Origin of the sequence: Agrobacterium sp. ST15.16.024 (assembly GCF_027956545.1) — a bacterium.
In the GTDB taxonomy this organism is placed as follows: Bacteria; Pseudomonadota; Alphaproteobacteria; order Rhizobiales; family Rhizobiaceae; genus Agrobacterium; species Agrobacterium cucumeris.
The window spans coordinates 61,154-85,554 of sequence record NZ_JAQKGO010000009.1 but is presented as its reverse complement, the minus strand read 5'-3'; the positions used below and the strand labels follow the sequence as shown (position 1 = coordinate 85,554).

Here is a 24,401-nt window from a genome sequence, read left to right as displayed (position 1 = left end):
AACTTGCTCACCCGTCTTTTCGTTCCCGCACCATGGGTGCGCCCAAGGCCGAAATCGCGGTTTGTCCAGCTCCGACTATCGCAAGCGGCACGGTCGAAAGTCAAGACATTTGCGCATCGCAATTGACATAAGTTTCACGCCTGCGATACTTCGTACGATAAAGAGAATGGCGGAAACCGTGGCGAAACTGAGAAGAGAAACCCATACGGCCTATTCGGAAGCGGCTTCGCTGAGGCTGCGCGCCGCGTGGCTTTATTATAATCAGGGCATGACGCAGAAAGACGTCGCCGAAAAACTGGGGATCAGCCGCTCCACCGTCATCCGCCTGCTCGACGAGGCGATGAAACGCTCGGAAGTGCAGATCTGGATCAACGAGGGCATCGAGGATTTCGTGGCGCTGGCCGGCCAGCTGGAAACGGCCTACGGGCTGGATGAGGCCGTCATCATCCCCTGTCCCGAGAAGGCAAGCGCCGAAAGCACCGCCAAGGCGGTCGGTCTGGCGCTTGGACAATTCCTCTCCGAGGTGGTGCCGAACGGCGCCACCATCGGTGTCGGCTGGGGCCGCACCATGACCGCCTCGCTTTCCAGCTTCCGCCCGCCGCGACGGGAAAACTGCAAGGTCGTCTCGCTGCTCGGCGGTATCGTCGCAGTGCACCAGACCAACCCGCTCGACTACACCTGGCGGCTGGCAAGCGCGCTTGGGGCGGAATGTTACATGTTTCTGGCACCGCTGCTGGTGGATTCCGTCGAGACCAAACGGGCACTGATCGAAAAATGCGGGCTCGCCACACTTTACGATCTGGCTGAGACGCTGGACCTTGCCATCGTTTCCTGCGGCGATATCGGCCCGCATTCCACATCGCTGTCGGAAGGTTTCATTTCGAAGGAGACGCTGCGCGAACTCATCGATGCCGGCTGCGTCTGCGATACGATGTTTAACTTCATCGATGCGGAAGGCCGCTCCGTCGACCACCCGATCAACGAGCGCGCCATGGCGATCGATCTCGATACGCTGCGCAAGGCCAAACACATCGTTCTCGCCTCCGGCGGCGCCCACCGCGCCATCGCCATCCGCGCCACCATCAAACGCACCGGCTGCAACACGCTGATCACGGATGAGGCGGCGGCGCGGGCGTTGATGGAGCTGGTTTAGGCTTCATCAGGCCATTTTGCGGGCGACAGGCCATTCGCGGGACACTTTCGCCACCCCCAACGCCAGCCTCGTCCCTCCACCGTCATCCTCGCCCTTGAGGCGAGGATCTACAAGCGGTGGGACATGGGTCCTCGGGTCAAGCCCGAGGATGACGTCGCGTATGAAGAACCCTGTCAATACAAACCGGGGTCAAAGAGGCCAAGCCAGACACAATAAAGACAATCCAACCCGCTCACACCTTACCCGTCTCCCAACCAAGCATCGCCCGCTTGCGGGTCAGCCCCCAGTGATAGCCCGTCAGCGCCCCGCTTTTGCCCACAGCACGGTGGCAGGGGACAACGAAGGAGACCGGGTTGGCGCCGACCGCGGCACCCACGGCGCGGGATGCGGTGGGCTGGCCGATATCACAGGCGATGTGGGAATAGGTGACGGCGCGGCCCATCGGGATTTTCAGCAGGCTTTCCCACACCCGCACCTGAAAATCCGTGCCGAGCAGAACGACACGCAGCGGCCTGTCCGCCGCCCATAAAGACGGTTCGAAAATACGGGCGGCGTAAGATGCGGTCGCCTCGCGATCTTCGACATAATCGGCATTCGGCCAGCGGCCGGCCATATCTTCGAAACAGGCCCTTTCTTCGCCCGGATCGGCAAAAGCGCAGCCGGCAAGGCCTCGATCCGTCACCATGACCAATGCAAGACCGAAGGGCGAGGCGTGGAAACCGTAGCGGATCGTCAGCCCGCCGCCCTTGGCCTTCCATTCGCCGGGCGACATGGCCTCATGGGTGACGAACAGATCGTGCAGGCGGCCCGGCCCCGACATGCCGACCTCGATCGAGGTTTCGAGCAGCGGCAGATCTTCCTCGCGCAGCAACCTCTTGGCATGATCGAGCGTCACGGCCTGCAAGAATGCCTTGGGCGACAGACCGGCCCAGCGGGTAAAGGTCTTCTGCAATTGCGTCGGCGACTGGCCGAGCCTTGCGGCAATGGCTTCGAGGGAGGGCTGCTCGCGATAATCCAGCGTCAAAAGCTCGATAACCCCGCGTACCGTCTCGTAATCGGTGCCGATGGGGGTGATGTCTTCATTCAGCATGATGTTGGCGTTCATTGCATTTCTCCTAACGCCTCACACAAAACCACTAAAGCGCGTTCGTCTCCACCCGTTTCTTGCGTCCAACATTCTTCGATCTGGAGCAAGGCAATTTTCCACTCACGGTCCGATTGACAGCACCGCATAAATGTTCCCTAATAAAATTGGTAAGACAATCTTACCGCTTGCGCGAAGGGGGGAGACTTTCGCGCTGGGAGGATATCATGTTTGTGGCTCTGGAGCCGCGCCGCCTTTACCGGCTGGTCGCGGAACAAATACGCTTGCTCATCGAGAGCGGGGAACTGACGGATGGTCAGCGCCTGCCGGCGGAACGCGACCTTGCCGAACGCTTCGGCGTATCCCGCCCGACAGTGCGGGAAGCGCTGATCGTGCTCGAAGTGGAAGGTCATATCCACATCCGCATGGGTTCGGGCGTTTATGTAAACGCATCACGCAAACCGGACGCGCAAAAGCCGCCAATGCCGGATGCGCATGGTCCGTTCGAAATCCTGCAGGCGCGCTGCATCATCGAAAGTGCGATTGCGGAAGAGGCCGCACGGCTTGCCACACCGGAGTGCATCGCCAAGCTCGATGATATCATCGAACGCATGGCGGGCGCGCTCGACAGCTCGCCACAGGCGCTCAATTTCGACCGGGCCTTCCACACCGCGATTGCCGATATCATCGGCAATTCGGCGCTCAATCGCTTTACCGGCCTGATCTATGACGAGCGCAGCCTGTCGCCCTTTTTCGAAAAGCTCGCCAGCTATTTCGAGGGACCGCACACATGGAACCTCGCCGTGCAGGAGCACCGCGCAATCCGCGACGCCATTGCCGCCAACGACCCGGAAGGTGCGCGTGAGGCGATGCGGCAGCATCTGACGCTGTCGCAAAAGAGATTTTCCGAGAGTTTCGGGGAGGAAACGATCGGGGAAGAGTGACCGTCGCCGCAACCGGCAACGGAAAAAACAGCACATCTGGCTTTAATTCGGGAGGAGTTAAGAATGAAAATCAGATTGTCGACTTTGATGGGCGCAACAGCCGCCATCCTGCTTTCCGCCCTGGCGGCGCAGGCACAGACCACGCTGAAATGGGCGCATGTCTACGAGACCTCCGAACCGTTCCACACCGATTCGGTCTGGGCGGCGGAAGAGATCGCCAAGCGCACCGATGGCCGCTACAAGGTGGATGTTTTCCCCGCCTCGCAGCTTGGCAAGGAAGCCGATATCAACCAGGGCCTGAAGATCGGCACCGTTGACATCATCATTTCGGGTTCGAGCTTTGCCGCACGTGACTTCAAGCCGATCGGCGTCACCTATTTTCCGTACATCTTCCGCGATCCGAGCCATCTGATCGCCTATACCAAGAGCGATATCTTCAAGCGCCTCGCCAAGGGTTATGAAGACAAGACCGGCAACCACATCGCCGCCGTCAGCTATTACGGCACGCGCCACACCACATCCAACAAGCCGATTGCCGCCTGCGCCGACATGGCGGGCCTGAAGATGCGCGTTCCCGACGTTCCGGCCTATCTGGCCATGCCGCGCGCCTGCGGCGCGAACACCACGCCGATTGCATTCGCGGAAGTCTATCTGGCGCTGCAGAACGGCACCGTCGATGCGCAGGAAAATCCGCTGACCACCATCGAGGCAAAGAAGTTCTTCGAAGTGCAGAAGAACATCGTCCTGACCGGCCACATCGTCGACCACCTCAACACGGTGATCTCGAAGAACCTGTGGTCGCAGCTCTCGGATGACGACAAGAAAATCTTCACCGAAGTCATGCAGGAAGCCGCCGAGCGGACCACCAAGACCATCGATGAACGCGAGAAAAGCCTCGTCGAAGACTTCAAGAAGCGCGGCCTGACCGTTGCCGAAGTCGACAAGGCCGACTTCGAAAAGAACGTCATCGAAAAAGTGAAGTTCGAGGACTTCGGTTACGACAAGGCCGACTGGGAAGCCATTCGCGCCGTCAAGTGAGCCAAGATCCGGTGCGGCTCCTTTGCCGCACCGCCCTTTCTCTCCAGACGGGATATCTCAATGTCGCAGGAAATCCATACTCAGGTCACGCCTGAGGAACTCGCCCATACGTTCGATGAGGCGCCGCCCGAGGTCGATCTCAAGGTCTATTCATTCGAGGACTGGATCACGCTCGGCCTTTTCTGGCTGATGACGGGCTGCGTGTTCCTTCAGTTCTTCACCCGCTACGTGCTCAACAACAGTTACGCCTGGACGGAAGAAATCGCCGTCAACTGCCTGATCGGCGTGGTGTTTTTAGGGTCGGTCATGTGCGTGCGCATGTCGCGCCACATTCAGGTGGATGTGCTTTATCACTATGTGCCGCCGCAGGTGGCCCGCGCCATGTCGATCCTTGTCGATGTGCTGCGCATCCTGTTCTTCGCCTACACATCCTGGCTGATGTGGCGTTATCTGGAAATTGTCGCGGATGAGGAGATGGTCACCGTGGCGCTGCCGCGCAACATCGTTTTCTACACGGTTCTGGCGGCATTTGTCTTGATGTTCTTCCGGTCGGTGCAGGTGTTCATCGCCAATATGCAGCGAGGCTATTCCGTTCTGGAACGACCCGAAGAATTCCAGAGCGCGGGGGATTGATCAGATGCTGCTTCTTATCGGCTCATTTCTTCTGCTGATGGTAATCGGCCTGCCGGTCGCCATTTCCATGGCCTCGGCCTCCTTGCTCTACATTGTGTTTTACAACGTCGCGCCTGATATCATCGCGGCGCAGCGGCTCATCGCGGGTGTGGAAAGTTTCCCGCTTCTGGCCGTTCCCTTCTTCATCCTTGCCGGCAATCTCATGAATACGGCGGGTGTGACGGGACGCATCTATTCCTTCGCCGTCGCGCTGGTCGGCTGGATGAAGGGTGGTCTCGCACAGGTCAACATCATCGGCTCGGTGATCTTTTCCGGCATGTCCGGCACCGCACTTGCCGATGCTGCCGGCATCGGCACCATCGAAATCAAGGCCATGAAGGACCATGGTTATCCGGTCGAAGCGGCCGTCGGCGTTACTGCCGCCTCCGCAACGCTCGGGCCGATCTTCCCGCCATCGCTGCCCTTCGTCATCTACGGCATGATGGCGAATGTTTCGATCGGCGCGCTGTTCATGGCCGGCATCGTCCCGGGCGTCGTCATGACGCTGTTGATGATGATCACGGTTGCGGTCTTCGCTTATATCAAGGGCTGGGGCTCCGATACGCCGTTCAGCCTCAGAACCATCTTCGGCGCATCGATAGAAGTCTTCGTGGTGATGATGGTGCCGCTCGGCATCTATATCCTCACGGCATTCGGCCTGTCGCTCAACCTGTCGATCCTGATCGTGCTGGTCATCCTGCTCGCCTGCGACTGGTATTTCGACTTCTCCGCCGTGATGGCGCTGATGACGCCTGTCATCCTGATCGGCGGCATGACCATGGGCTGGTTCACGCCAACGGAAGCCGCCGTTGCCGCCGTTCTGTGGTCGCTGTTCCTCGGGCTCGTCCGTTACCGGACGATGACCTTCAAGACGCTGGCAAAATCAACCTTCGATACGATAGAGACGACCGCTTCGGTGCTCTTCATCGTCGCGGCAGCCTCCGTCTTCGCATGGCTGCTGACCGTCAGTCAGGCCGCACAGCTTCTGTCGGCGGCGATCCTGACGATCACCGACAGCAAGTGGATTTTCCTCGTGCTGGTCAATCTCCTGATGCTGTTCGTCGGCTGCTTCCTCGATACGATCGCGGCGATCACCATCCTCGTGCCGATCCTGTTGCCGCTGGTGCTGCAATTCAATATCGACCCGGTGCATTTCGGCCTGATTATCACGCTCAACCTGATGATAGGGCTGCTGCACCCGCCGCTCGGCATGGTGCTGTTCGTGCTCTCGCGCGTGGCGAAACTCTCCGTCGAACGCACCACCATCGCCATCCTGCCGTGGCTGGTGCCGCTGTTCGTGGCGCTGCTGCTGATCACCTTCATTCCGGCAATCACCTTGTGGCTGCCAACCGAAATGGGCCTGATCCGCTGACGCAAACATCATTGCCCGCGCGGTTCGCCGCGCGGGTTCATCCATAAAACACCCATAAATGAGGGCATCGTCATGCAGACACGCGTGGCACGTCTACACGGCGTTAAGGACATCCGCGTCGAAACGCAGGAGCTTGTGGCTCCCGGCCCCGGCGAAGTGCTGCTCACCATGGCGGCAGGCGGCATCTGCGGCTCCGATCTGCATTATTATCAGGATGGCGGTTTCGGCCCGGTGCGGGTGCGCGAGCCGATCATCTGCGGTCATGAGGCATCCGGCCATATCGCGGCTTTGGGCGCTGGCGTCAGCGGGCTCGCCATCGGCCAGCTCGTCGCCGTCAATCCGTCGCAGCCCTGCGGCCATTGCCAGTTCTGCCTGAAGGGCCAGCCGATCCATTGCCTCGAGATGCGCTTCATGGGCAGTGCCATGCGCCTGCCGCATGAACAGGGCATGTTCCGCGACCGGCTGGTGGTTCCGGCAAAACAATGCGCAACATTTTCAGACGCGACCTCACCCGCCGAGGCCGCCTGCACCGAACCGCTCGCCGTCTGCCTGCATGCAGTCGCCCAGGCCGGCGATCTGACAGGTGCGAAGGTGCTGGTCACCGGCGCCGGTCCTATCGGCCTGCTGACCATTGCCGCCGCACGCCATGCCGGCGCCGGCACCATCGTCGCGACCGATCTCACCGATGCCGCGCTGGAACGCGCACCCGCCATGGGTACCGACCGCACCATCAATGTCGCAAAGGACATCGAGGCGCTTTTGCCCTACCAGGAAAACAAGGGGTATTTCGACGTCATTTTCGATTGCTCCGCCGCAGCACCCGCGCTTCGCACCGCCTTTGCCTGCGTGCGCCCGCGCGGCACCATCGTACAGGTGGGGGTCACCGGCGACATCACCATTCCGCTCAATGCATTGGTGGGCAAGGAAATCCTCTGGCGCGGCTCGCAGCGTTTCCATGATGAATTCGCCATCGCCGCCGGGCTTATCTCCACACGCGGAATCGATGTGCGGCCGATCATTTCCCACAGCTTCCCGCTCGGCGAGGCGAAAGCAGCCTTTGAACAGGCCGGAGACCGCTCCGCCGCCTGCAAGGTGCAACTGACATTTTCAGCAGACTGATATTTGAGGATTTAAGATGAGACATACATGGCGCTGGTTCGGCCCGGTCGACAAGGTCACGGTTCAGGATGCGGCTCAGGCGGGTGCGGAAGGCATCGTCAGCGCGTTGCACCACATCGCCACCGGTGACGTCTGGCCGGTGGACGAAATCACCAAACGGCATGAGGCGATCAATGCCGGCGGGCTTTATTGGGACGTGGTTGAAAGCGTGCCCGTCTCCGAAGATATCAAGACCCAGACCGGTGACTGGAAAAATCACATCGCCAACTGGCAGGAAACCCTGCGCCGCCTCTCCGCCTCCGGCATCCGCACCGTCTGCTATAATTTCATGCCGGTGCTGGACTGGACCCGCACCGACCTGCGCTGGGAAACCAGACACGGCGCAAAGGCGATGCGCTTCGATCTTCCCGATTTCGCCGCCTTCGACATTCATATTCTGAAACGCCCGGACGCCGGGGCCGACTATCCGGACTGGCTGCTGGAGGAAGCGGCAAAACGCTTCGCCGAAATGCCGGATACAAAAATCACCGCGCTCGGGCGCAATATCGGCGCTGGCCTGCCCGGCTCGGCAGATGGTTATACGCTCGCCCAGCTGCGCGAAAAACTGCGCGCCTATCACGGCGTCAACCGTGAAAGGCTGCAGCAGAACCTGATCGACTTTCTCTCCGAGGTGACACCGGTTGCCGAGGAAGTGGGCATCAACATCTGCGCCCATGGTGATGATCCGCCTTGGCCGCTGCTCGGCCTGCCGCGTATTCTCTCAACGGAGGCGGACTATGCCCACATGCTCTCAAAGGTCGACAGCCGCGCCAATGGCGTGACGCTCTGCACCGGCTCGCTTGGCGCTCGGGCGGATAACGACCTGCCCTTCATCGCCAGCCGTTTTGCCGATCGCATCCATTTCGTGCATCTGCGCAATGTGACGCGCGACACCGATACCGTGCCCTGCTCCTTCTTCGAGGACGAACATCTGGAAGGCGGCACCGACATGGTCGCCGTCATCGCCGCACTTCTATCGGAGGAAACCCGCCGTCACGCCGAAGGCCGTGAAGATCACACCATTCCGATGCGCCCCGATCACGGGCAGGAAATTCTCGACGACCTGACGCGCGGGGCGCAGCCCGGTTACCCCGCCATCGGCCGCCTTAAGGGGTTGGCGGAGCTGCGCGGCATCGAGCGCACCCTGTCACATCCTCGTTTCGGGCTGGGAACGAGCGCCGAATGAGTTCCTTAGTCCGTCATCACGGCCTTGAGTCGGAATGACTGATGACAGAAGCTGCGGTCAATCGTGACCTGAACTGGAGATAGGAAAGAGCAGCCAGCCCACCGGCTATGGCGCCGGCGGCTTTCACCGCGGCGTCCATCAGATGCGGATGCCGTGTGGGCGACAGAAACTGCAGCGCCTCGATACCAAAAGCCGCGGTGACGCCCGCAACGATGACGGCGAGCCAGTGGCGCGGATAGGCAAACACGAAGGCGGCCGAGCAGAAAGCGAAGGCGGCGGCACGGTCTATCCCCACCGTCGTCAGCGTGTGAGGCCGAAAGCCGATCGGGCAGATTGTAACGATCACGATCAGCAGAAAAACCGACCAAGCGATGTATTTCGGAAGTCTATTTGTCATCATGACGTCATATAAAACGCCGTGCGCGTAAACGGAAGCGGGTGTTTTTCACGTCTCGCCCAATTAATCACACTTTTTGGTCAAATAGTTGAGAAACCGCCTTTCGCTCAGGCCCCGCACGGGCTAAGGCAGAAGGCAACCGGGCGAGGATCGCGGCTGATGGCGTTTATGCTGTCGCCTTTCGGTCCATGTCACGGTGTCGGGTGGATTTTCCACGCAGGATCAGATTTTCAGGGAAGAGCACAATGAGTTTCAAGCCGCACGGCAAACATCTGGTTGCAGGAGAATGGGTCGCAACGGAAGCAAAATTCCGCAGCGAGCCTGCACATGGCGAGGCTTTCGATTTTTCGGTCGGCACGGTCGATCTGGTGAACAAGGCTGCCGAAGCTGCTGAAGAAGCCTTCTGGAGCTACGGCTACACCACCCGCGAAGAGCGCGCCGCATTCCTCGACACCATCGCCGATGAGATCGAAGCACGCGCCGATGCCATCACCGAAATCGGTTCGTCCGAGACCGGTCTGCCCGCAGGACGCCTGCAGGGCGAACGTGGCCGCACCGTTGGCCAGCTCCGCCTTTTCGCCTCGCATATCCGCAAGGGTGACTATCTCGACCGCCGCCACGACGAAGCGCTGCCGGATCGCCAGCCGCTGCCGCGCCCGGATATCCGCCTGATGCAGCGCCCGATCGGCCCCGTCGCCGTCTTCGGCGCGTCGAACTTCCCGCTCGCCTTCTCCACGGCCGGTGGTGACACCGCTGCTGCTCTGGCCGCCGGCTGCCCCGTCGTCGTCAAGGGCCATTCCGCCCATCCCGGCACCGGTGAAATCGTTGCCGAAGCGGTTCTTGCCGCCGTCAAGAAGCACAATCTGCATCCCGGTGTCTTCTCGTTGATCCAGGGCGGCCGCCGCGATGTCGGTTCCGCGCTCGTGCAGCATCCGCGCATCAAGGCGGTCGGTTTCACCGGTTCGCTTGCCGGCGGTCGCGCGCTGTTCGATCTCTGCGCCCAGCGCCCTGAGCCGATCCCCTTCTTCGGCGAACTCGGCTCCGTGAACCCGATGTTCCTGCTGCCGGAGGCCGTTTCCGCTCGCGGTGAGGCCATCGCCAAGGGCTGGGCCGGTTCGCTGACCATGGGTGCGGGCCAGTTCTGCACCAACCCCGGCATCGCCGTCATTCTCTCCGAGCAGGCGGATGCGGTTGCTGAAACCGCGCGTGCCGCGCTTTCCGAAGTCGGCCCGCAGGTCATGCTGACCGATGGCATCGCCGCCGCCTATCGCGACGGCCGCGACCGTATCGCCGCCGGCAACGGCGTGCGCGACGTGCTGACCACCACCTGCAACCTGCGCAATGCAACGCCTTATCTGTACCGGGTTTCCGGCAAGGACTGGGTTGCCAACCACGCTCTTGCCGAAGAAGTCTTCGGACCGCTCGGCCTCATCGTGACGGTCGATAGCCCGGAAGAAATGCTGGAAGTGGCAAAGAGCTTCGAAGGACAGCTGACCGCAACCCTGCATCTGGATACCGGCGACGCCGAGCTTGGCCGCAAGCTGCTGCCGATCCTTGAGCGCAAGGCCGGCCGCGTTCTCGCCAACGGTTTCCCGACCGGCGTGGAAGTCTCCGAAGCCATGGTGCATGGCGGCCCTTACCCGGCATCGACGAACTTCGGCGCAACCTCTGTTGGCACCATGTCGATCCGCCGCTTCATGCGTCCGGTTTCCTATCAGAACATCCCTTCGGATGTTCTGCCCGACGATATTCGCTAAAACTGATTGAGGCAGGCGCAGCGATGCGCCTGCCTTTTTTTTCGGCTTTATGCCCTTCGGGAAATACGGCCTGACGCTGAAGCGTCGCCCGCCTCCCTCCCCCGCCTCACGGTCCCCATCCAGATTTTTCCGTACCAGGACGTCGGCATCGGTTGACATCGCCCCCGCACGTAATGCTAATACGCAATCTCGTAACGTAATAACATTACAGTCATCCTTCAGAACCGATACCGGTTCTTATCCGCACGGGGATGATAACGTCTGGAAGGAACACCATGAGATTTTCCCTTCAACAGCACCTTGGCATGAGCGCGCTTGCCACGTGCCTTGCCCTCACCCTGCCGCTGGCCTCTGGCGTGGCGCAGGCGGAAGAAAGCGGCGACACCGTCAAGGAATGGCGTCTCTTCATCGCCGATCACACCCAGCCGGTGGTGCGCGCGATCAATTTCGAAACCGGCAAGGAACTCGGACGCTACGACCTGAAGGGCTATGCGGCGCTGACCGCTAGCGCATCAGGCAAGACTGTTTTCGCCACACAGTCAGATTCGGATATCGTGCATGTGATCAAGACCGGCATCGTCTTTTCCGACCACGGTGAACATCGCGATCTGGATGTGGAAGATACGGCGCTGCTGCCCGTTACCTTCGAAGGCAAACGCCCGTTCCACGTCGTGCCACATGATGACCATGCCATCCTGTTCTACGACCGTGGCGGCAAGGCTGAGATCATCGATGAGGCTGCCCTGCTGGACGGCAAGGCAAAGGTCCGCACCGTCGATACGACCGCCCCGCATCACGGCGTGGCGGTGACGATGGGCCGTTACGTTCTGGTATCCGTACCCAACACGCAGATCGAAACCAAACCCGACACGCTGCCACCCCGCATCGGGCTGCGCGTTCTTGACAGGGAAGGCAAGCAGGTTGGTGAACAGGCAACATGCACCGATCTGCACGGCGAGGCGACATCCGCACGGCTTGCGGCTTTTGGCTGCAAGGAAGGCATTCTCGTTGCCCGGCCGGGCGGCACGGATGGCCCGAAGCTCGAAATGCTGGCCTATCCGGAAGATTTCCCGAAAGCCTATACCGGCACATTGCTCGGCGGCAAATCCATGCAGTTTTTCCTTGGAAACTACGGTGAAGACAAGGTCGTCCTGATCGATCCTGACAGCAAGGACGCCTTCCGCCTTGTCGAACTGCCGACCCGGCGCGTCGACTTCATTCTCGACCCCGCCAATCCGCGCAATGCCTACATCCTGACGGAAGATGGCGACCTGCATGTGCTTGACGTGCTGGAAGGCGCCATCACCCGCAAGGCGAAGGTCACCGAACCCTACAGCAAGGATGGCCATTGGCGCGATCCGCGTCCGCGTCTCGCCGTTGCCGACGGGCAGGTCGCAATTTCCGATCCGCGCCATTCGCTTGTGCGCGTGGTGGATGCGGAAAGCCTGAAGGAAACCCGCACGCTTGCGGTGGAAGGCCAGCCTTACTCCATCGTTGCCGTTGGCGGCTCCGGCGCTTCGCACTGATACCGAACAAAAGAAACCCCGTGCGCCCGAAGGACGCACGGGGTTTCCTGATTTTGATGGGCCGTATTATCAGGCCGACTGCACAGCCTGTATCTTCTCGATGCCGCCAACAATGCCGGAGAAATCCTGCCAGACGCCCTGCGCGCCCTTGCGCCATTCGTCCAGCGCTTCCGGCTGCAGCACCTTGCCGCCCTTGGAGAGCGCAAGCTCGACGGACTTTACTTCGTCCTCGACGATCAGCTGGTTGAAATATTGCGCGCCTTCGCTCGATGCTTCCAGGAGAACCTTCTTCTCTTCGTCATCCAGCTGGTTCCAGAAGGTCGCACCGTAATAGACGACGCCTGAAGCCCAGATGTGGCCGGTTTCCGTCAGATAGGGCACGACCTCGTAAAGCTTGAAGCCGGCATAAGCGGACTTGGTGAGATCCATGGCATCAGCCACGCCGGTTGCCAGCGCATTATAGGTCTCGGTGATCGGAATACCGACCGGGGTGGTGCCGAAGGCGCTCCACAGCTTGGTGTGCAGCGGGCTCTGGATGACGCGGATCTTCTTGCCTTCCAGTTGCTCCGGCCGGGTGACCGGTTCCTTGGTCAGAAGATGGCGTGCGCCGTAATTGATGAAATCGGCGGCGATGAATTGCTGGGCGGCGAGCTTCGTCTTCAGATCAGTGCCAGTCTCACCCGTCACCACCTTGCGCACATGGTCGGCATCACGGAACAGGAAGGGCAGATCGAGGATCTGCAGTTCCGGCACCCAGCCCGAAAGCGAAGAGACTGTCGAAAGGCTCGCCTGAACCGATCCCAGACGGATATTTTCCGCCACTTCCTTTTCACCGCCCAAGGCACCGCTCTTGACGATGTTGAAACGGAAACGGCCGGGCAGCTTTGCCTCCACCAGCTCGCTGATCTTCACCCAGATTTTTGTCTCCGGCTTGTCATCGGCAAACAGCGAGGCAACGGTGAGGCTGCGGGTTCTGGCATTTGCCGTGCGCACGAAGGCAGGCGCGGCGAGCGTTGCGGCGCCGATGGCGGAGAGTTTGAGGAGATTGCGGCGATCGATAATAGTCATGATTGAAACCCCAAATTTAGAAGAAAATGGCCCAGGCGCACAGAATGGCGAGGGAAACGAGAAGCGAGACGAGATAGGGAACGACGGCCCGGAAAAGTGCTGTCGCCGGAATGCGGGTGACGCCGCTGACCACGAAGATCAGCATGCCGAGCGGCGGCGTCAGGCCATGGATCATCAGATTGACCACGAGAATGACGCCGAAATGGATGGGATCAATGCCGGCTGCCACGGCTGCGGGCAGCAGGATCGGCCCGAACAACAGGATGGCAGCACCAATATCCAGCACCAGACCGACCACAAGCAGGATGAGGTTGGAGAGCAGGAGCACCGCAATCTTGCTGCCGCCCAGAAGCGTCACAAAATCGGTGACGAGGCCGGAGACATTATCCACCGCCAGCAGGAAGGCGAAAGGCCCCGCCGTGCCGATCAGAAGACCGATGGCCGCCGCCTCACCAGCCGACTGGCGGAAGGTCGCGAAAATGCGGCCCGCGCCCAGCCGGTAACCGAAACCGAGAAACAGCGTATAGAGCGCGGCAAGGGCCGCAGCTTCCGTGGTGGTGACAACACCGATGCGGATGCCGACCACCACGATGACGCCAAGCCCGAAGGCAGGTATGGCGGCCACGGCCGAACGCCAGCGTTCGCTGCCTGTCGCCCGCGGCAGGGTATCGACGCTGCGCACGCTGAGATGGATCGCCACCGCAAGGCAGATTGCCATAAGCCCGCCCGCGAAGAAGCCGCCAACCAGCAACGAGCCCACCGACAGGTTGGTGGCCGTTGCGAGGATGAGAAAGGCGATGGAAGGCGGAATGACATTGTCCAGCACCGAGGTAGCGGCAATGATCGCGCCCGCCTGCGCCGGCGGATAGCCGTGCTTCACCAGTTCCGGCTGGAAGGTGGAAGCGCCGAAGGCGGCATTGGCAACCGAGGAGCCGGATGCGCCGGAAAACAGCACGCTGGTCAGAAGCGTCGTCTGCGCCAGCCCTGCCCGCCGGTGGCCGACCATGGAGGCGGCAAAACGAACCAGCTGGTTGGCGACGCCTGATTCCGTCAGCAGGCTGCCGGCCAGCAGGAAGAAGGGAATGGCCAGCAGCAGGAATTTCGACATGCCCGTCACCGTCGAGGACACGATGGCCGGCTCCGGCAAGGTGCTGCCGAAGGCGATCGCCACATAGGCGGCGGCGAGGAAGGCATGGGCAAGCGGTGCGGCCAGAACCAGCCCCACGGCCGCCGTGAGTGCCAGAAACAGGCTCGGCGGCAGGCTCGTATCGATAAACAGTTCCGGCAGGCCGACATAAGAAACGACCGCGATGGCGACGGAGAGCAGAACGGCAAGCGCCTTGCCCTCACCGACCCGTTGAAGCGCCAGATAGACAAAGATCAGCGCGCCGCCTGCACCGAGAAAACCGAAGCGCACCCATTCCGGCAGACCGAGCGTTGGCGATGTGCCACCCAGCATCGCCGCAATCTCCACCCCGCCGAAAGCGAGGATGAGGGCTGCGACGAAGGAAAAGGCATCGGCCAGAACTTCGGTTGCGGCATGAAAGCGTTCCGGCAGGAAGCGCACGAATACATCCAGCCGCATGGCCAGAGCGCTCTTGAGGCTGAGCGGCGCGCCGACTGCGATCATCGCCACATTGAGCCAGATGCCCAGATCTTCCGCCCCGATGAAACCGGTATGGAACAGATATCGCAGGGCGACATTGACCAGCACCACCACAAGAAGCGTCGCAAGGATGGCGGCGGCAACCGCACCCAGCGCCTTGTCCAGAACGGCAAGCGCCCGTTCGGCCACGCGTTGTGGACCGAAGCGCCGTTGCGCGATTGTTGTTGCCGGACTTGCCGTCATGTTGTTCTTCTCCACTCCCGCACCATGCTCAGGAGGCCTTGGCCGAGAGGTCGCGGTCGAACAGGGTCGACCAGGTGAATTGTTTTGCCGCTGACACTTCCCGCGATACATCGAGACGAGGCAGAACCTTTTCGCCGAAGCGGAAGGCTTCCTCCAGCAATGGCATGCCCGAGAGGATAAAGGTGTTCACGCCCGCCTTCTTATAGGCCTCCAGCGTGCGGATGACAGTATCCGGCGAACCGACAATCGCGGTTCCCGGGCCCGGACGGACAAGCCCGATGCCGGCCCAGAGATTGGGGGCGATTTCCAGATCGCGCAGGTTTTCCGGTTTCTGCCCGCCATGCATCGCCGTCATGCGCTGCTGGCCGACGGAATCGGTCTTGCCGACAAAACGCTGGTTGGCGGCAATCGCGCGCTCATCCATGCGCCCGTAAAGGTCGGCGGCGGCGGCCCAGGCCTCTTCATCGGTATCACGCACGATGACATAGAGCCGAATGCCATATTCCAGTTCGCGGCCAAGCTGTTCTGCCCGCGCCTTGACGAGATCGACCTTCGCGCCGATCTGATCGGGCGTTTCACCCCAGGAGAGATAGGTCTCGACATGTTTGGCCGCAACGTCGATGGCCTTGTCCGAAGAACCGCCGAACCACAAGGGCGGCGGCTCGATGCCCTGCCCCACCGGCAGCGCGAGTTTAGCGCCCTCGGTCTGGAAATGCCGCCCCTTGAAATCCACCGTCTCGCCGGCGAAAAGCCGGTGCCAGATCTGCAGATATTCATCCGCCATATCGTAACGCTCGTCATGCGGCATGGTCATGCCGTAAGCGCCGAGCATTTTCGCATCGCCAGAGACGACATTGATCAGCAGGCGGCCGCGCGAAAACTCCTGGAGCGTCGCCGCCATCTTGGCAAGCAGCGTCGGCGCAATCAGGCCCGGATGGATGGCGACCAGCAGTTTCAGCCGCTCGGTATGGGACAGCAGTGCGCCCGCCAGAACCCAGACATCATGCGCGCCGGTGGCAAACAGCGCGCCGGTATAACCCAGCTGATCGTAAGCCAGCGCCAGCTGTTTGTAATAACCGAGATCAACCTTGCGGGAGCCTTCCGGCTGCCAGGGATAAGCGCCGTCGGGCGCGCACATGTACCAGAAAACATTCATCTGTCGCCTCCGACGCTGGCTGATTGCGGGGCCGGGCTTTGCCCGGTCTGAACCGGTAAAGAGAAATGGCCGTGCCTGTAAAGCGTATCGGCCTCCTCCTGCTGTTCGGCAAGGATATTTTCAGCGGCGGGCACCACGGAAAGATCGCGCGAGCGCAGCACCTTCGCCCAGGATGCCGCATCACCCTCGCTGCCCGGTTCGGCGGCGAGCAGCGCCGCCGCCCTGTCGATATCCGCCATGACGGCGCGGCCGACGCGGTCCAGTTCGGCCGCAATCGCCTGTCGTGTCTCCTGCGCTATATTGTGACGCGCCAGCGTCCAGAACAGCGATCGGTTGGGAATGGTTGAACCGCAGCGCACCAGAAGGCTGATCTCCTCATGGGTCAGGGCCTTTTCCAGCCGTGGCGACATCGTTACCCAGGCATCGACACGGCCTTCCACGAGGTCGAACAGGCTGTCGCTATCACCGCTTTCAATCCGCGTCACATCCGAAAGACCAAGACCCGCCCCTTCCAGGCTGCGGGCTAGAAGATAGGTGTGAAACGATCCGTCGATCAGCGATATGCGCTTTCCCGAGAGATCAGCGGCAGAACTGATCGGGCTGTCGCGCCGCACGAGGATTGCGCCATTGGCGGGCCTTGGTGCGGAAGCGGCGATATAGACCGCCGAAAGCCCGCGCGCATCCGCTTCAATGGGCGGCGTCGAGCCGGTGCCACCGAAATGGATGTCGCCCTTTTCCAGCAGAGCCGCCGTATCGCGTCCTTCGCGATAGGTCACGAATTCCGGATTAAATTGCTCGAAAGCGCCGGGCCAGAGCCGGGCGAGCCGTAAATGCAGATTGTTGGGATGGACCCCGATTTTCATGTCGACACCTCATTTCGCAATCAATCTACTTTTTTATAGAGTGTTTTCGAGGAACGTTTTGGCGATCCTCGGCCGGAAAGCGAAAGAGAAATCTACTAATCCTGTAGATTTTAAAAATTCTGCAGCCGACTAAAAACGACCTACATCAAGCCATTGAAATTTATCGACATACAATTTACTTTTTTATAGTCTGAAACAGGGACCAGTAGTTGTGACGAAACCGGTTTCCAATCTCATCTGCCGCAGCGTGGTGGAAGCGAGCGAGCTTCTGAAGCTTGTCGCCAACGCCAACCGTCTGGCCATCGTCTGTTACCTTATGGAAACGGAAGCGTCCGTTTCCGCACTGGAATATGAACTTGGTATCCAGCAGCCAACGCTTTCGCAGCAGCTCGCCGAATTGCGCGACGCCGGTATCATTGAAGGCACCCGGGAAGGCAAGGCGGTGATCTATCGTGTCACCGATCCGCGCATTATCCAGCTGGTTCTGACCCTGCGTGGTCTTTACAAGGACCTTTCCGATGTGACGGGCAAGAAAGGCCGTCGCGCCTTGCCGCTGGATGAGGCGATGTTCGACTGACATGATCGACCTTTACACTTGGATCACGCCCAACGGCCTCAAAATCTCGGTTGCGCTGGAAGAACTCGGCCTGCCCTATCGCAGCCACGCCATCGACATCGAAAAAGGCGAGCAATTCGCGGCCGATTATATCCGCATCAATCCAGGCTCGAAAATTCCGGCAATCATCGACAATGACAACGGCACCGTCCTGACGGAATCAAACGCGATCCTCCTCTATCTCGCCGAAAAGGCCGGCCGGCTCCTGCCCGCCTCTAGCGCCGAGCGACTGACAGTCACCGAATGGCTGATGTGGCAGGCCGCCAATTTCGGCCCGACACTCGGTTATGCCCATTATTTCCTGACCTATCATGCCGGAGAGGCCCCCTTTGCCGAAACGCGTTTTGCCGCGGATGTGGAGCGCCTCTACCGGACATTGAACGACCGTTTAACGGGGCGGGAATATGTGGCGGGAGATTTTTCCATCGCCGATATCGCCATCTGGCCATGGGTGTCGCGTTTCGCGCGCCACAAAATCAATCTCGATGATTTTGTGGCGGTACAGCGGTGGTATCGCCAGCTTGGACAGCGGGAAAGTTTTAAGCGCGGTTATCGCGTCCCCTTCGCAACGTCGGACGTGCCTGGACTTTAACAGGCGACGAGATGGCCGGGCGAAACCTCGCGATACTCACGCGGCTTGACGACATAATCAACAGCGCGGATCGGGCTTTTCAGCTCGTCATTGGCAGCACCGCGCCTTGTGTTGCGGCGATCCGGGTCCGGCACCGGCACGGCGGCCATCAACTTGCGGGTATAGTCGTGCTGCGGATTGTCAAACACCGCCGCACGCGGGCCGATTTCGACGATCTCGCCGAGATACATCACCGCCACCCGGTGGCTGACGCGTTCCACCACCGCCATGTCATGGGATATGAACAGGAAGGCAAGATCGAGGCTTTGCTGCAGATCCAGCATCAGGTTGATGACCTGCGCCTTGATCGAGACATCCAGCGCCGAGACGCTTTCATCGGCGACGATGACCTTCGGCTTCAGCGCCAGCGCGCGGGCAATGCAGATCCGCTGGCGTTGGCCGCCGGAAAACTCGTGCGGGTAACGCGCCGCCATATCCGGCGAGAGACCGACCTTTTCCAGCATGTCGGCCACCACATCCTTCGCCTCGCGGGCGCTGCCCATGCGGTGTTCCAGAAACGGTTCGGCAATCGCCGCACCCACCGTCATGCGCGGGTTGAGCGAGGCGAAAGGGTCCTGAAAGATCATCTGCACCGTCTTGCGCATTTCGCGCATGCCCATCTTGTCGAGGGCGAGAATATTCTCGCCATTCACCACCACCGAACCGGCATCCGGCTCGATCAGCCGCATGATGGCGCGACCGGTGGTGGACTTGCCACAGCCGCTTTCGCCCACCAGCGATAGAGTCTCCCCGGCCCTCAGATCGAAGGACACGTTTTCCACCGCATGCACCCGGCCGCTGAGCCGACCCAGCAGGCCGGAGTGAATGTCGAAACGCTTGGTCAGCCCCTCCACCTTCAGCACCGGCTGGGCGCTGGCGTCAACGGTATCGGCCGGACGCGCCGGCTCCTGTGTTTCACCCGTGGTGGTGTTGACGATGGGAAACCGGAGCGGTCTTTCCTCACCCGTCATCGACCCAAGAACCGGAACGGCGGACAAAAGTGCGCGGGTATAGGGATGTTTGCCACGGTGGAAGATATCCGCCGTCGCGCCGACTTCCACCTGTTCGCCACGATACATGACGACGGTACGGTCGGCAATCTCAGCCACCACGCCCATGTCATGGGTGATGAACAGGACGGAGGTGCCCTCCTCTTCCTGAAGCGTCTTGATGAGGTCGAGAATTTGACCCTGAATGGTCACATCGAGCGCCGTCGTCGGCTCGTCGGCGATCAGGAGCTTCGGCCGGGACGCGAGCGCCATGGCGATCATCACGCGCTGGCGCATGCCGCCGGAAAAGCGGTGCGGATATTCATCGAAACGCGAGGCGGCGGAGGGTATGCGGACCTTTTCCAGCAGGCGGATCGTCTCGGCCCGCGCATCGGCTTTCGACATCGGCTGATGGCACAGCAGAGCCTCGGAAATCTGGCCGCCGATGGTGAAGAGCGGATTGAGGCTGGTCATCGGCTCCTGAAAGATCATCGCCACCTCATTGCCCCGCACCCGCCGCATGGCGTCCTCGGAAAGCGAGAGCAGGTTGCGACCGCCAAGCAGGATTTCACCCTGCACCCTGCTGCTTTCGCGGTCCAGCAGCCGCATGATGGAAAGCGATGTGACGCTTTTGCCCGAACCACTTTCACCGACGATCGCAACCGTCTCACCCGGCCCGACATCAAAGGAAATATCACGCACCACGGGTTTCCAGCCGCCATCCACGTGAAAGGACGTGGTGAGATTGCGGACGGAAAGCACGGCATCTTCGGCACTAAGCGGTGCTGCCTGCGGCATGGTCATGATCGTTCCCTTCATTTCTTCTCGTTTGAACTCAGGCACGGCCTCGCGGCTTGTTTCTTCTCCCCGCCGGGGAGAAGGTGGCCCGAAGGGTCGGATGAGGGGGCTAGCTCTCCGGATATCTCTACCCTTGCCCCCTCATCCCGCTGCCGCGGACTTCTCCCCCTCGGGGAGAAGAAGCTCGCGGCACCCGCTCGTTCCATATGCAGTCGTTATTAGTCCGGCCAGCGCAGCATGCCGTCGAAGCGGTGGCGGCTGCGGTCTTCGAACGGTGTGGCGATCACCTCGTTGGAGGCGCGCGCCTTGTCCAGCTCTTCCGCCAGACGGGAAGCCACGATGGTTTCCTGGCCGGGATGCAGGTTGCAGGGGTCGAGATAGAAATAACGGTGTTCCACCTCGTGATCGCGGGTAATGATCGGCGGATTACCTCTGGCCAGCGCCGTCGTCAGGTCCCATGCCGTGATATGGGCTTCTTCGGCATCGATGATGACGCGAAGCCGGTCGAGCGGGTTATTGGTCGGGTCGGGCTCGATCAGCGCCGTCACGCCGGGGCGTCCATCCAGCGTCTTTTTCCAGAGGTTGAGATAGCCGGTTTCACGCTCGCGGATGCCGTCATGGTCACGCTTTTCCCAGGCTTCCAGCGCCGCCATGACGCCATAAATGCTTTCCTTGCCGACCTTCATGCCGCGGCCGATGCCCATATTCTGGAGGAAGGCATTGCGCACCAGTTCCTTTTTGCCGGCGACGATGCCGGAAGTGGGACCGCCAAGGAACTTGTGGCCGGAATAGAGGACAACATCCGCGCCCGTCGCCAGAAACAGCTCCAGGTCATATTCGGACGCCGCATCGACGATAACAGGAACGCCCTTGGCGTGGGCAATCTCGACGAATTCGGAAAGGTGCAGCAAACCGTAATTCACCACATGGTGCGAGACGACATAGACCGCCGCCGCCGTCTTTTCGGTGATGGCGTTTTCCATGTGGAAACGATGGGTCGATGTCGCCTGCCCGATCAGCACCACCTTGCCGCCGCCGAGACGGATTGCCTGATCCACCGGCGCGCCATAGCTCACCACATGCCCCATCTGCACCAGCACTTCGTTCTTCTCAGGCGCGACATCGGGCAGCTTTTCGATGGCCAGCAGATTATTGCCGGTAATGGCGCCCGCCACCGCAAGGCTGATGCCGGAGGAGCAGGACGCCGTGACGAAACCGGCCTCGCCGCCCGTCAGCCGTGCAATGATCGCGCTCGCCTTGCGTTGCAGATCATTGATTTCGACGAATTGCGGCAGGATGGCCGCCATGGCCTGCACGGCCTCGGGAACGACAATCGACGCGCCGAGCGAGGTCATGGTGCCCGAGACGTTGATGACCGGGCGAAGGCCGATCCTGCTTCTGATATCCTCGGTCATGTCTTTCTCCTGTCTTTGCGATGCGATAGGCATCGACATATATGCCATAATAATGTAATAGCTTCTCAAAACCATGAGGAGCCAAAATTGGACGCCCATAGACTGGACGAAATGCCTTCAACCGCCGTGTCTCCCACGGAGGAAAATCCGGACGCGAAGACGGCCAAGCGCTCGCGCGTCAGCGGCATCGACCGTGCGCTTCAGGTTATTGATTACCTTTACGAAACCGGATCGCCAGCCGGCGCTTACGCGATTGCCAAGGCGATCAAGGCGCCACTTTCCACCGTCTATGTGATCATTGACGATCTCGTCGAAAAGAACATGCTGGCACGCAATGCCGATGGCAATATCTGGCTCGGCGCGCGGCTTTACCATTATGGCCTTGCCTATGCCCGCTCGCTGGATTTCATGGGTGTCGCCACCCACGAAATGCACGATCTGTGCCGCCATGCGGGCGAGACCGTGCAGCTTTGCGGCCGCGATGGCGACCATATGCTTGTTCTGGCCATGGCCGATGGTCCAAGCCATTTTCAGGTCGCGTCGCGCGTCGGCACCCGTGTTCCCCTGAACTGGACGGCCTCCGGCCGCCTGCTCGTCGGTCATTTGCCGGAGGCGGAGCGTGTCGAACTGTTCAAGCGCTGCGCCCGCACCTCGCCCACTGGCCGCGCGGAAATCAACCCGGAGACCCTGTCGCAATCGGCAGGCGCCGCTTTCCATGACCGGCTGTCGATACAGGTCGCCGAATCCGATTACGCCGTCGCCTGCATTGCCTCGCCGATCTGCGACAACAGGGGCGAATGCGTTGCGACGATTTCCATCGTGCTGCCGGAACAGAAGGTGCTGGCGGACGAAAACCATTACACCGAACAGGTCAGGGTCTCGGCAGAACGAATCGAAAAGCTGATGGGCTGGCGCAACCATTAAACGGCCTCACCCCTTGAGCGCGACGATGGCTTCGATCTCAACGGTGATGTTGCCCGGCAATGAGCCGAAACCAACGGCGGAGCGGGCATGTTGTCCCGCATCGCCGAATACATCGATGAAGAGATCGGAGCAGCCATTGATAACGCTCGGATGATCGCGGAAATCGCTGACGGCATTGACCATGCCGAGCAGCTTGACCACTTTTTTCACCCGCGACAGATCACCCAGCGCCTCATGCATGACGGCAAGCAGATTGATGCCGGTGAGACGCGCATGGTTATAGGCCTCTTCCAGCCCGATTTCCGCGCCCACCTTGCCGGCATAGAGATGGCCGTTTTCTTCCCGTGGCCCCTGGCCCGAGAGATAAAGCATGTTGCCTTCCACCACATGGGTGACGAAATTGGCAATTGGCGGCGGCGGCGGCGGCAGGGAGATGCCGAGCGCAGCGAGCCGGTCATAGGGCGAAAGGTGCCCTTCTGCATCAAGCGAAGACTGTTTCACGCGAATTCCTCATAATGCCGGGACGGGTATCCCGTAATGTCTGCGGAAGGCGGAGTATGCCCCGCCATTCCATTCGGGTTCAGCGCCAGGAATAACCATGGCTGTGGCGCACCAGCTTGCGCGCCCTTGGAATATAACGGCTGGCGGCAATCGCTTCCGTGCCGATGACCGCGTAACGCGGCTCGAACAGACGCGTCAGGCGCGCCACATCGCCATTGGAATCGGTCGCTTCCAGATCGGAATCCACGAGATCGAAAATGGTGAAGTCGGCGCGCTGGCCAACATCGAGACGGTTTTCCATATCGAGGCGGATGACGGAGGCCGGATTGCGGGTAACGGCCTCGATGACATTTTCGAAGGGCATATCGACCGACAGCAGCTTCGACATGGTCGTCGCCAGATCCCAGACCGGGAAATTCATCGAATGGCCATGCAAATCCGTCGAGATCGAGAACGGCAACAGGCCGCGTGCAATCGCCGCTTCCGCCACCTTGAAGGAGAAGGAGGCGCCGCCATGGCCGATATCCAGCCGGATGCCTTCACCGGCGCAGCGTTCGGCAAGGTTGAACAGGTCCTCGTCTTCCATGATGCTGGAGCCCGATTTGCCGTTAAAGCAATGGGTCACGACATCACCGGGGCCGAGGATTTCCAGCACCTCGTCATAGAGTGCCGGCGGTTCGCCCACATGCACCATCATCGGCACTTTCAGGATCTTGGCGATCTTCTTGCCGAGCTTGACCGGCGTCACACCCCAGGAGCCGGTGATGACATGGCTCGCCCGCACCTTCAGGCCGACAATATGCTCGCTGTTTTCGGCGTAACATTCGAGGATACGATCAAGGTCGATATCCTTGATGTCGCGCAGTTCCGGCACCCGGTTGCAGGCAACAAGGCCGATGGAACCGAGATTGAGAAAGGCCTTGATGCGCTCTCTCGAGGGTTCGATGATATATTCGCGGAAACCATGGAAATTCGCCTCGCCTGCCGAACCGGCATCCACCAGCGTCGTGACGCCGCGTTCCGCCCCGCATTCGGAGGGGCGGATGGAGATATCGGTGCCGCCGTGCCAGATGTGCACGTGCAGATCCACCCAGCCGGGCGATATGAAGGCGCCCTTGGCATCGATACGCTGTGCATCCGCAGGCGCCTGCAGGGCAGAGCCTACCGCGGCGATCTTGCCGTCGCCGCCGATCAGAATATCGGTCGAGGCCTGGGACGCCCCCTTTCCGAAACCGACGGGTTTGACATTGGTGAGAAGAATGGGAGCTTGAAGAGGCGTGTTTGCCTGTTCGCCGGACGTCATA

22 protein-coding genes are annotated in these 24,401 nt (G+C 60.7%); 12 read left to right on the top strand and 10 right to left on the bottom strand.

Translation table 11 applies throughout. The annotated features are described in order from the left end of the window. Positions 1-166: 166 nt before the first annotated feature. Entirely contained in the window at positions 167-1,153 is a 987-nt protein-coding gene (locus PL640_RS21200) for a sugar-binding transcriptional regulator (RefSeq protein ID WP_271363440.1), read from the top strand. 232 nt (positions 1,154-1,385) lie between these two features. Here PL640_RS21200 and PL640_RS21195 read toward each other — a convergent pair whose 3' ends face one another. Next, the gene (locus tag PL640_RS21195; protein ID WP_149899115.1) at positions 1,386-2,258 is read right to left on the bottom strand and encodes a methylated-DNA--[protein]-cysteine S-methyltransferase; all 873 of its coding nucleotides are present in this window, start codon (positions 2,256-2,258) and stop codon (positions 1,386-1,388) included. A gap of 206 nt (positions 2,259-2,464) precedes the next feature. Between PL640_RS21195 and PL640_RS21190 the strand changes: the two genes are divergently transcribed. From PL640_RS21190 to uxuA, 6 genes are all read left to right on the top strand, one after another. After that, positions 2,465-3,181 (top strand): FadR/GntR family transcriptional regulator, encoded by a 717-nt coding sequence (locus PL640_RS21190; RefSeq protein ID WP_142842745.1) that lies wholly within the window; start codon positions 2,465-2,467, stop codon positions 3,179-3,181. A gap of 63 nt (positions 3,182-3,244) precedes the next feature. Continuing rightward, positions 3,245-4,219 (top strand): sialic acid TRAP transporter substrate-binding protein SiaP, encoded by a 975-nt coding sequence (locus tag PL640_RS21185; protein ID WP_110760313.1) that lies wholly within the window; start codon positions 3,245-3,247, stop codon positions 4,217-4,219. A 60-nt stretch (positions 4,220-4,279) separates the two neighbouring features. Further along, complete coding sequence (locus PL640_RS21180; RefSeq protein ID WP_271363439.1) at positions 4,280-4,852, top strand: TRAP transporter small permease; 573 nt, start codon at positions 4,280-4,282, stop codon at positions 4,850-4,852. A 4-nt stretch (positions 4,853-4,856) separates the two neighbouring features. Further along, positions 4,857-6,263, top strand: a complete 1,407-nt coding sequence (locus PL640_RS21175) for a TRAP transporter large permease (RefSeq protein WP_142842744.1) — start codon at positions 4,857-4,859, stop codon at positions 6,261-6,263. 72 nt (positions 6,264-6,335) lie between these two features. Beyond that, entirely contained in the window at positions 6,336-7,382 is a 1,047-nt protein-coding gene (locus PL640_RS21170) for an L-idonate 5-dehydrogenase (protein WP_271363438.1), read from the top strand. Positions 7,383-7,398: 16 nt separating this feature from the next. Next, positions 7,399-8,607, top strand: a complete 1,209-nt coding sequence (uxuA, locus tag PL640_RS21165; protein WP_271363437.1) for a mannonate dehydratase — start codon at positions 7,399-7,401, stop codon at positions 8,605-8,607. Between the two features lie 16 nt (positions 8,608-8,623). On the opposite strand, the gene PL640_RS21160 is transcribed toward uxuA, so the two are convergent. Beyond that, positions 8,624-9,004: an antibiotic resistance protein VanZ gene (locus PL640_RS21160; RefSeq protein ID WP_271363436.1), complete on the bottom strand. Its 381-nt coding sequence runs from the start codon at positions 9,002-9,004 to the stop codon at positions 8,624-8,626. Between the two features lie 245 nt (positions 9,005-9,249). Between PL640_RS21160 and PL640_RS21155 the strand changes: the two genes are divergently transcribed. After that, positions 9,250-10,761 carry an aldehyde dehydrogenase (NADP(+)) gene (locus PL640_RS21155; protein ID WP_271363435.1) on the top strand — a complete coding sequence of 504 codons (1,512 nt, stop codon included), beginning with the start codon at positions 9,250-9,252 and terminating at the stop codon, positions 10,759-10,761. A 275-nt stretch (positions 10,762-11,036) separates the two neighbouring features. Next, positions 11,037-12,287 carry a zinc metallochaperone AztD gene (gene aztD / locus PL640_RS21150; protein ID WP_271363434.1) on the top strand — a complete coding sequence of 417 codons (1,251 nt, stop codon included), beginning with the start codon at positions 11,037-11,039 and terminating at the stop codon, positions 12,285-12,287. A 69-nt stretch (positions 12,288-12,356) separates the two neighbouring features. Here the strand turns inward: aztD and PL640_RS21145 are convergent, their stop codons facing one another. Genes PL640_RS21145 through PL640_RS21130 form a run of 4 tightly spaced genes read right to left on the bottom strand, consistent with a single transcriptional unit; the run spans position 12,357 to position 17,223 of the window. Then, positions 12,357-13,355 (bottom strand): TRAP transporter substrate-binding protein, encoded by a 999-nt coding sequence (locus PL640_RS21145; RefSeq protein WP_065117656.1) that lies wholly within the window; start codon positions 13,353-13,355, stop codon positions 12,357-12,359. A 16-nt stretch (positions 13,356-13,371) separates the two neighbouring features. After that, entirely contained in the window at positions 13,372-15,204 is a 1,833-nt protein-coding gene (locus tag PL640_RS21140) for a TRAP transporter large permease (RefSeq protein ID WP_127755849.1), read from the bottom strand. Between the two features lie 28 nt (positions 15,205-15,232). Next, the gene (locus PL640_RS21135) at positions 15,233-16,360 is read right to left on the bottom strand and encodes an LLM class flavin-dependent oxidoreductase (protein ID WP_269699450.1); all 1,128 of its coding nucleotides are present in this window, start codon (positions 16,358-16,360) and stop codon (positions 15,233-15,235) included. Continuing rightward, positions 16,357-17,223: an ABC transporter substrate-binding protein gene (locus PL640_RS21130; RefSeq protein WP_271363433.1), complete on the bottom strand. Its 867-nt coding sequence runs from the start codon at positions 17,221-17,223 to the stop codon at positions 16,357-16,359. Before PL640_RS21130 ends, PL640_RS21135 begins: the two co-directional genes overlap by 4 nt. Before the next feature lie 211 nt (positions 17,224-17,434). Between PL640_RS21130 and PL640_RS21125 the strand changes: the two genes are divergently transcribed. Beyond that, positions 17,435-17,800 carry an ArsR/SmtB family transcription factor gene (locus tag PL640_RS21125; RefSeq protein ID WP_065117652.1) on the top strand — a complete coding sequence of 122 codons (366 nt, stop codon included), beginning with the start codon at positions 17,435-17,437 and terminating at the stop codon, positions 17,798-17,800. A gap of 1 nt (position 17,801) precedes the next feature. Next, complete coding sequence (locus PL640_RS21120; protein WP_271363432.1) at positions 17,802-18,431, top strand: glutathione S-transferase family protein; 630 nt, start codon at positions 17,802-17,804, stop codon at positions 18,429-18,431. Here PL640_RS21120 and PL640_RS21115 read toward each other — a convergent pair. Continuing rightward, positions 18,428-20,263 carry an ABC transporter ATP-binding protein gene (locus PL640_RS21115; RefSeq protein WP_271363491.1) on the bottom strand — a complete coding sequence of 612 codons (1,836 nt, stop codon included), beginning with the start codon at positions 20,261-20,263 and terminating at the stop codon, positions 18,428-18,430. The two genes, PL640_RS21120 and PL640_RS21115, sit on opposite strands and share 4 nt — an antisense overlap. 212 nt (positions 20,264-20,475) lie before the next feature. Then, a complete protein-coding gene (locus tag PL640_RS21110) occupies positions 20,476-21,672 on the bottom strand; it encodes an aminotransferase class V-fold PLP-dependent enzyme (protein ID WP_142842735.1) in 1,197 nt (398 codons plus the stop codon). Positions 21,673-21,759: 87 nt separating this feature from the next. Here PL640_RS21110 and PL640_RS21105 point away from each other — a divergent pair, with 87 nt between their 5' ends. After that, complete coding sequence (locus PL640_RS21105) at positions 21,760-22,596, top strand: IclR family transcriptional regulator (RefSeq protein ID WP_065117648.1); 837 nt, start codon at positions 21,760-21,762, stop codon at positions 22,594-22,596. A 6-nt stretch (positions 22,597-22,602) separates the two neighbouring features. Here PL640_RS21105 and PL640_RS21100 read toward each other — a convergent pair whose 3' ends face one another. After that, positions 22,603-23,097, bottom strand: coding sequence for a RidA family protein (locus PL640_RS21100; RefSeq protein ID WP_020011822.1), 495 nt, complete (start codon positions 23,095-23,097; stop codon positions 22,603-22,605). 79 nt (positions 23,098-23,176) lie between these two features. Further along, positions 23,177-24,400 (bottom strand): amidohydrolase/deacetylase family metallohydrolase, encoded by a 1,224-nt coding sequence (locus PL640_RS21095; protein WP_271363431.1) that lies wholly within the window; start codon positions 24,398-24,400, stop codon positions 23,177-23,179. Position 24,401: the final 1 nt, after the last annotated feature.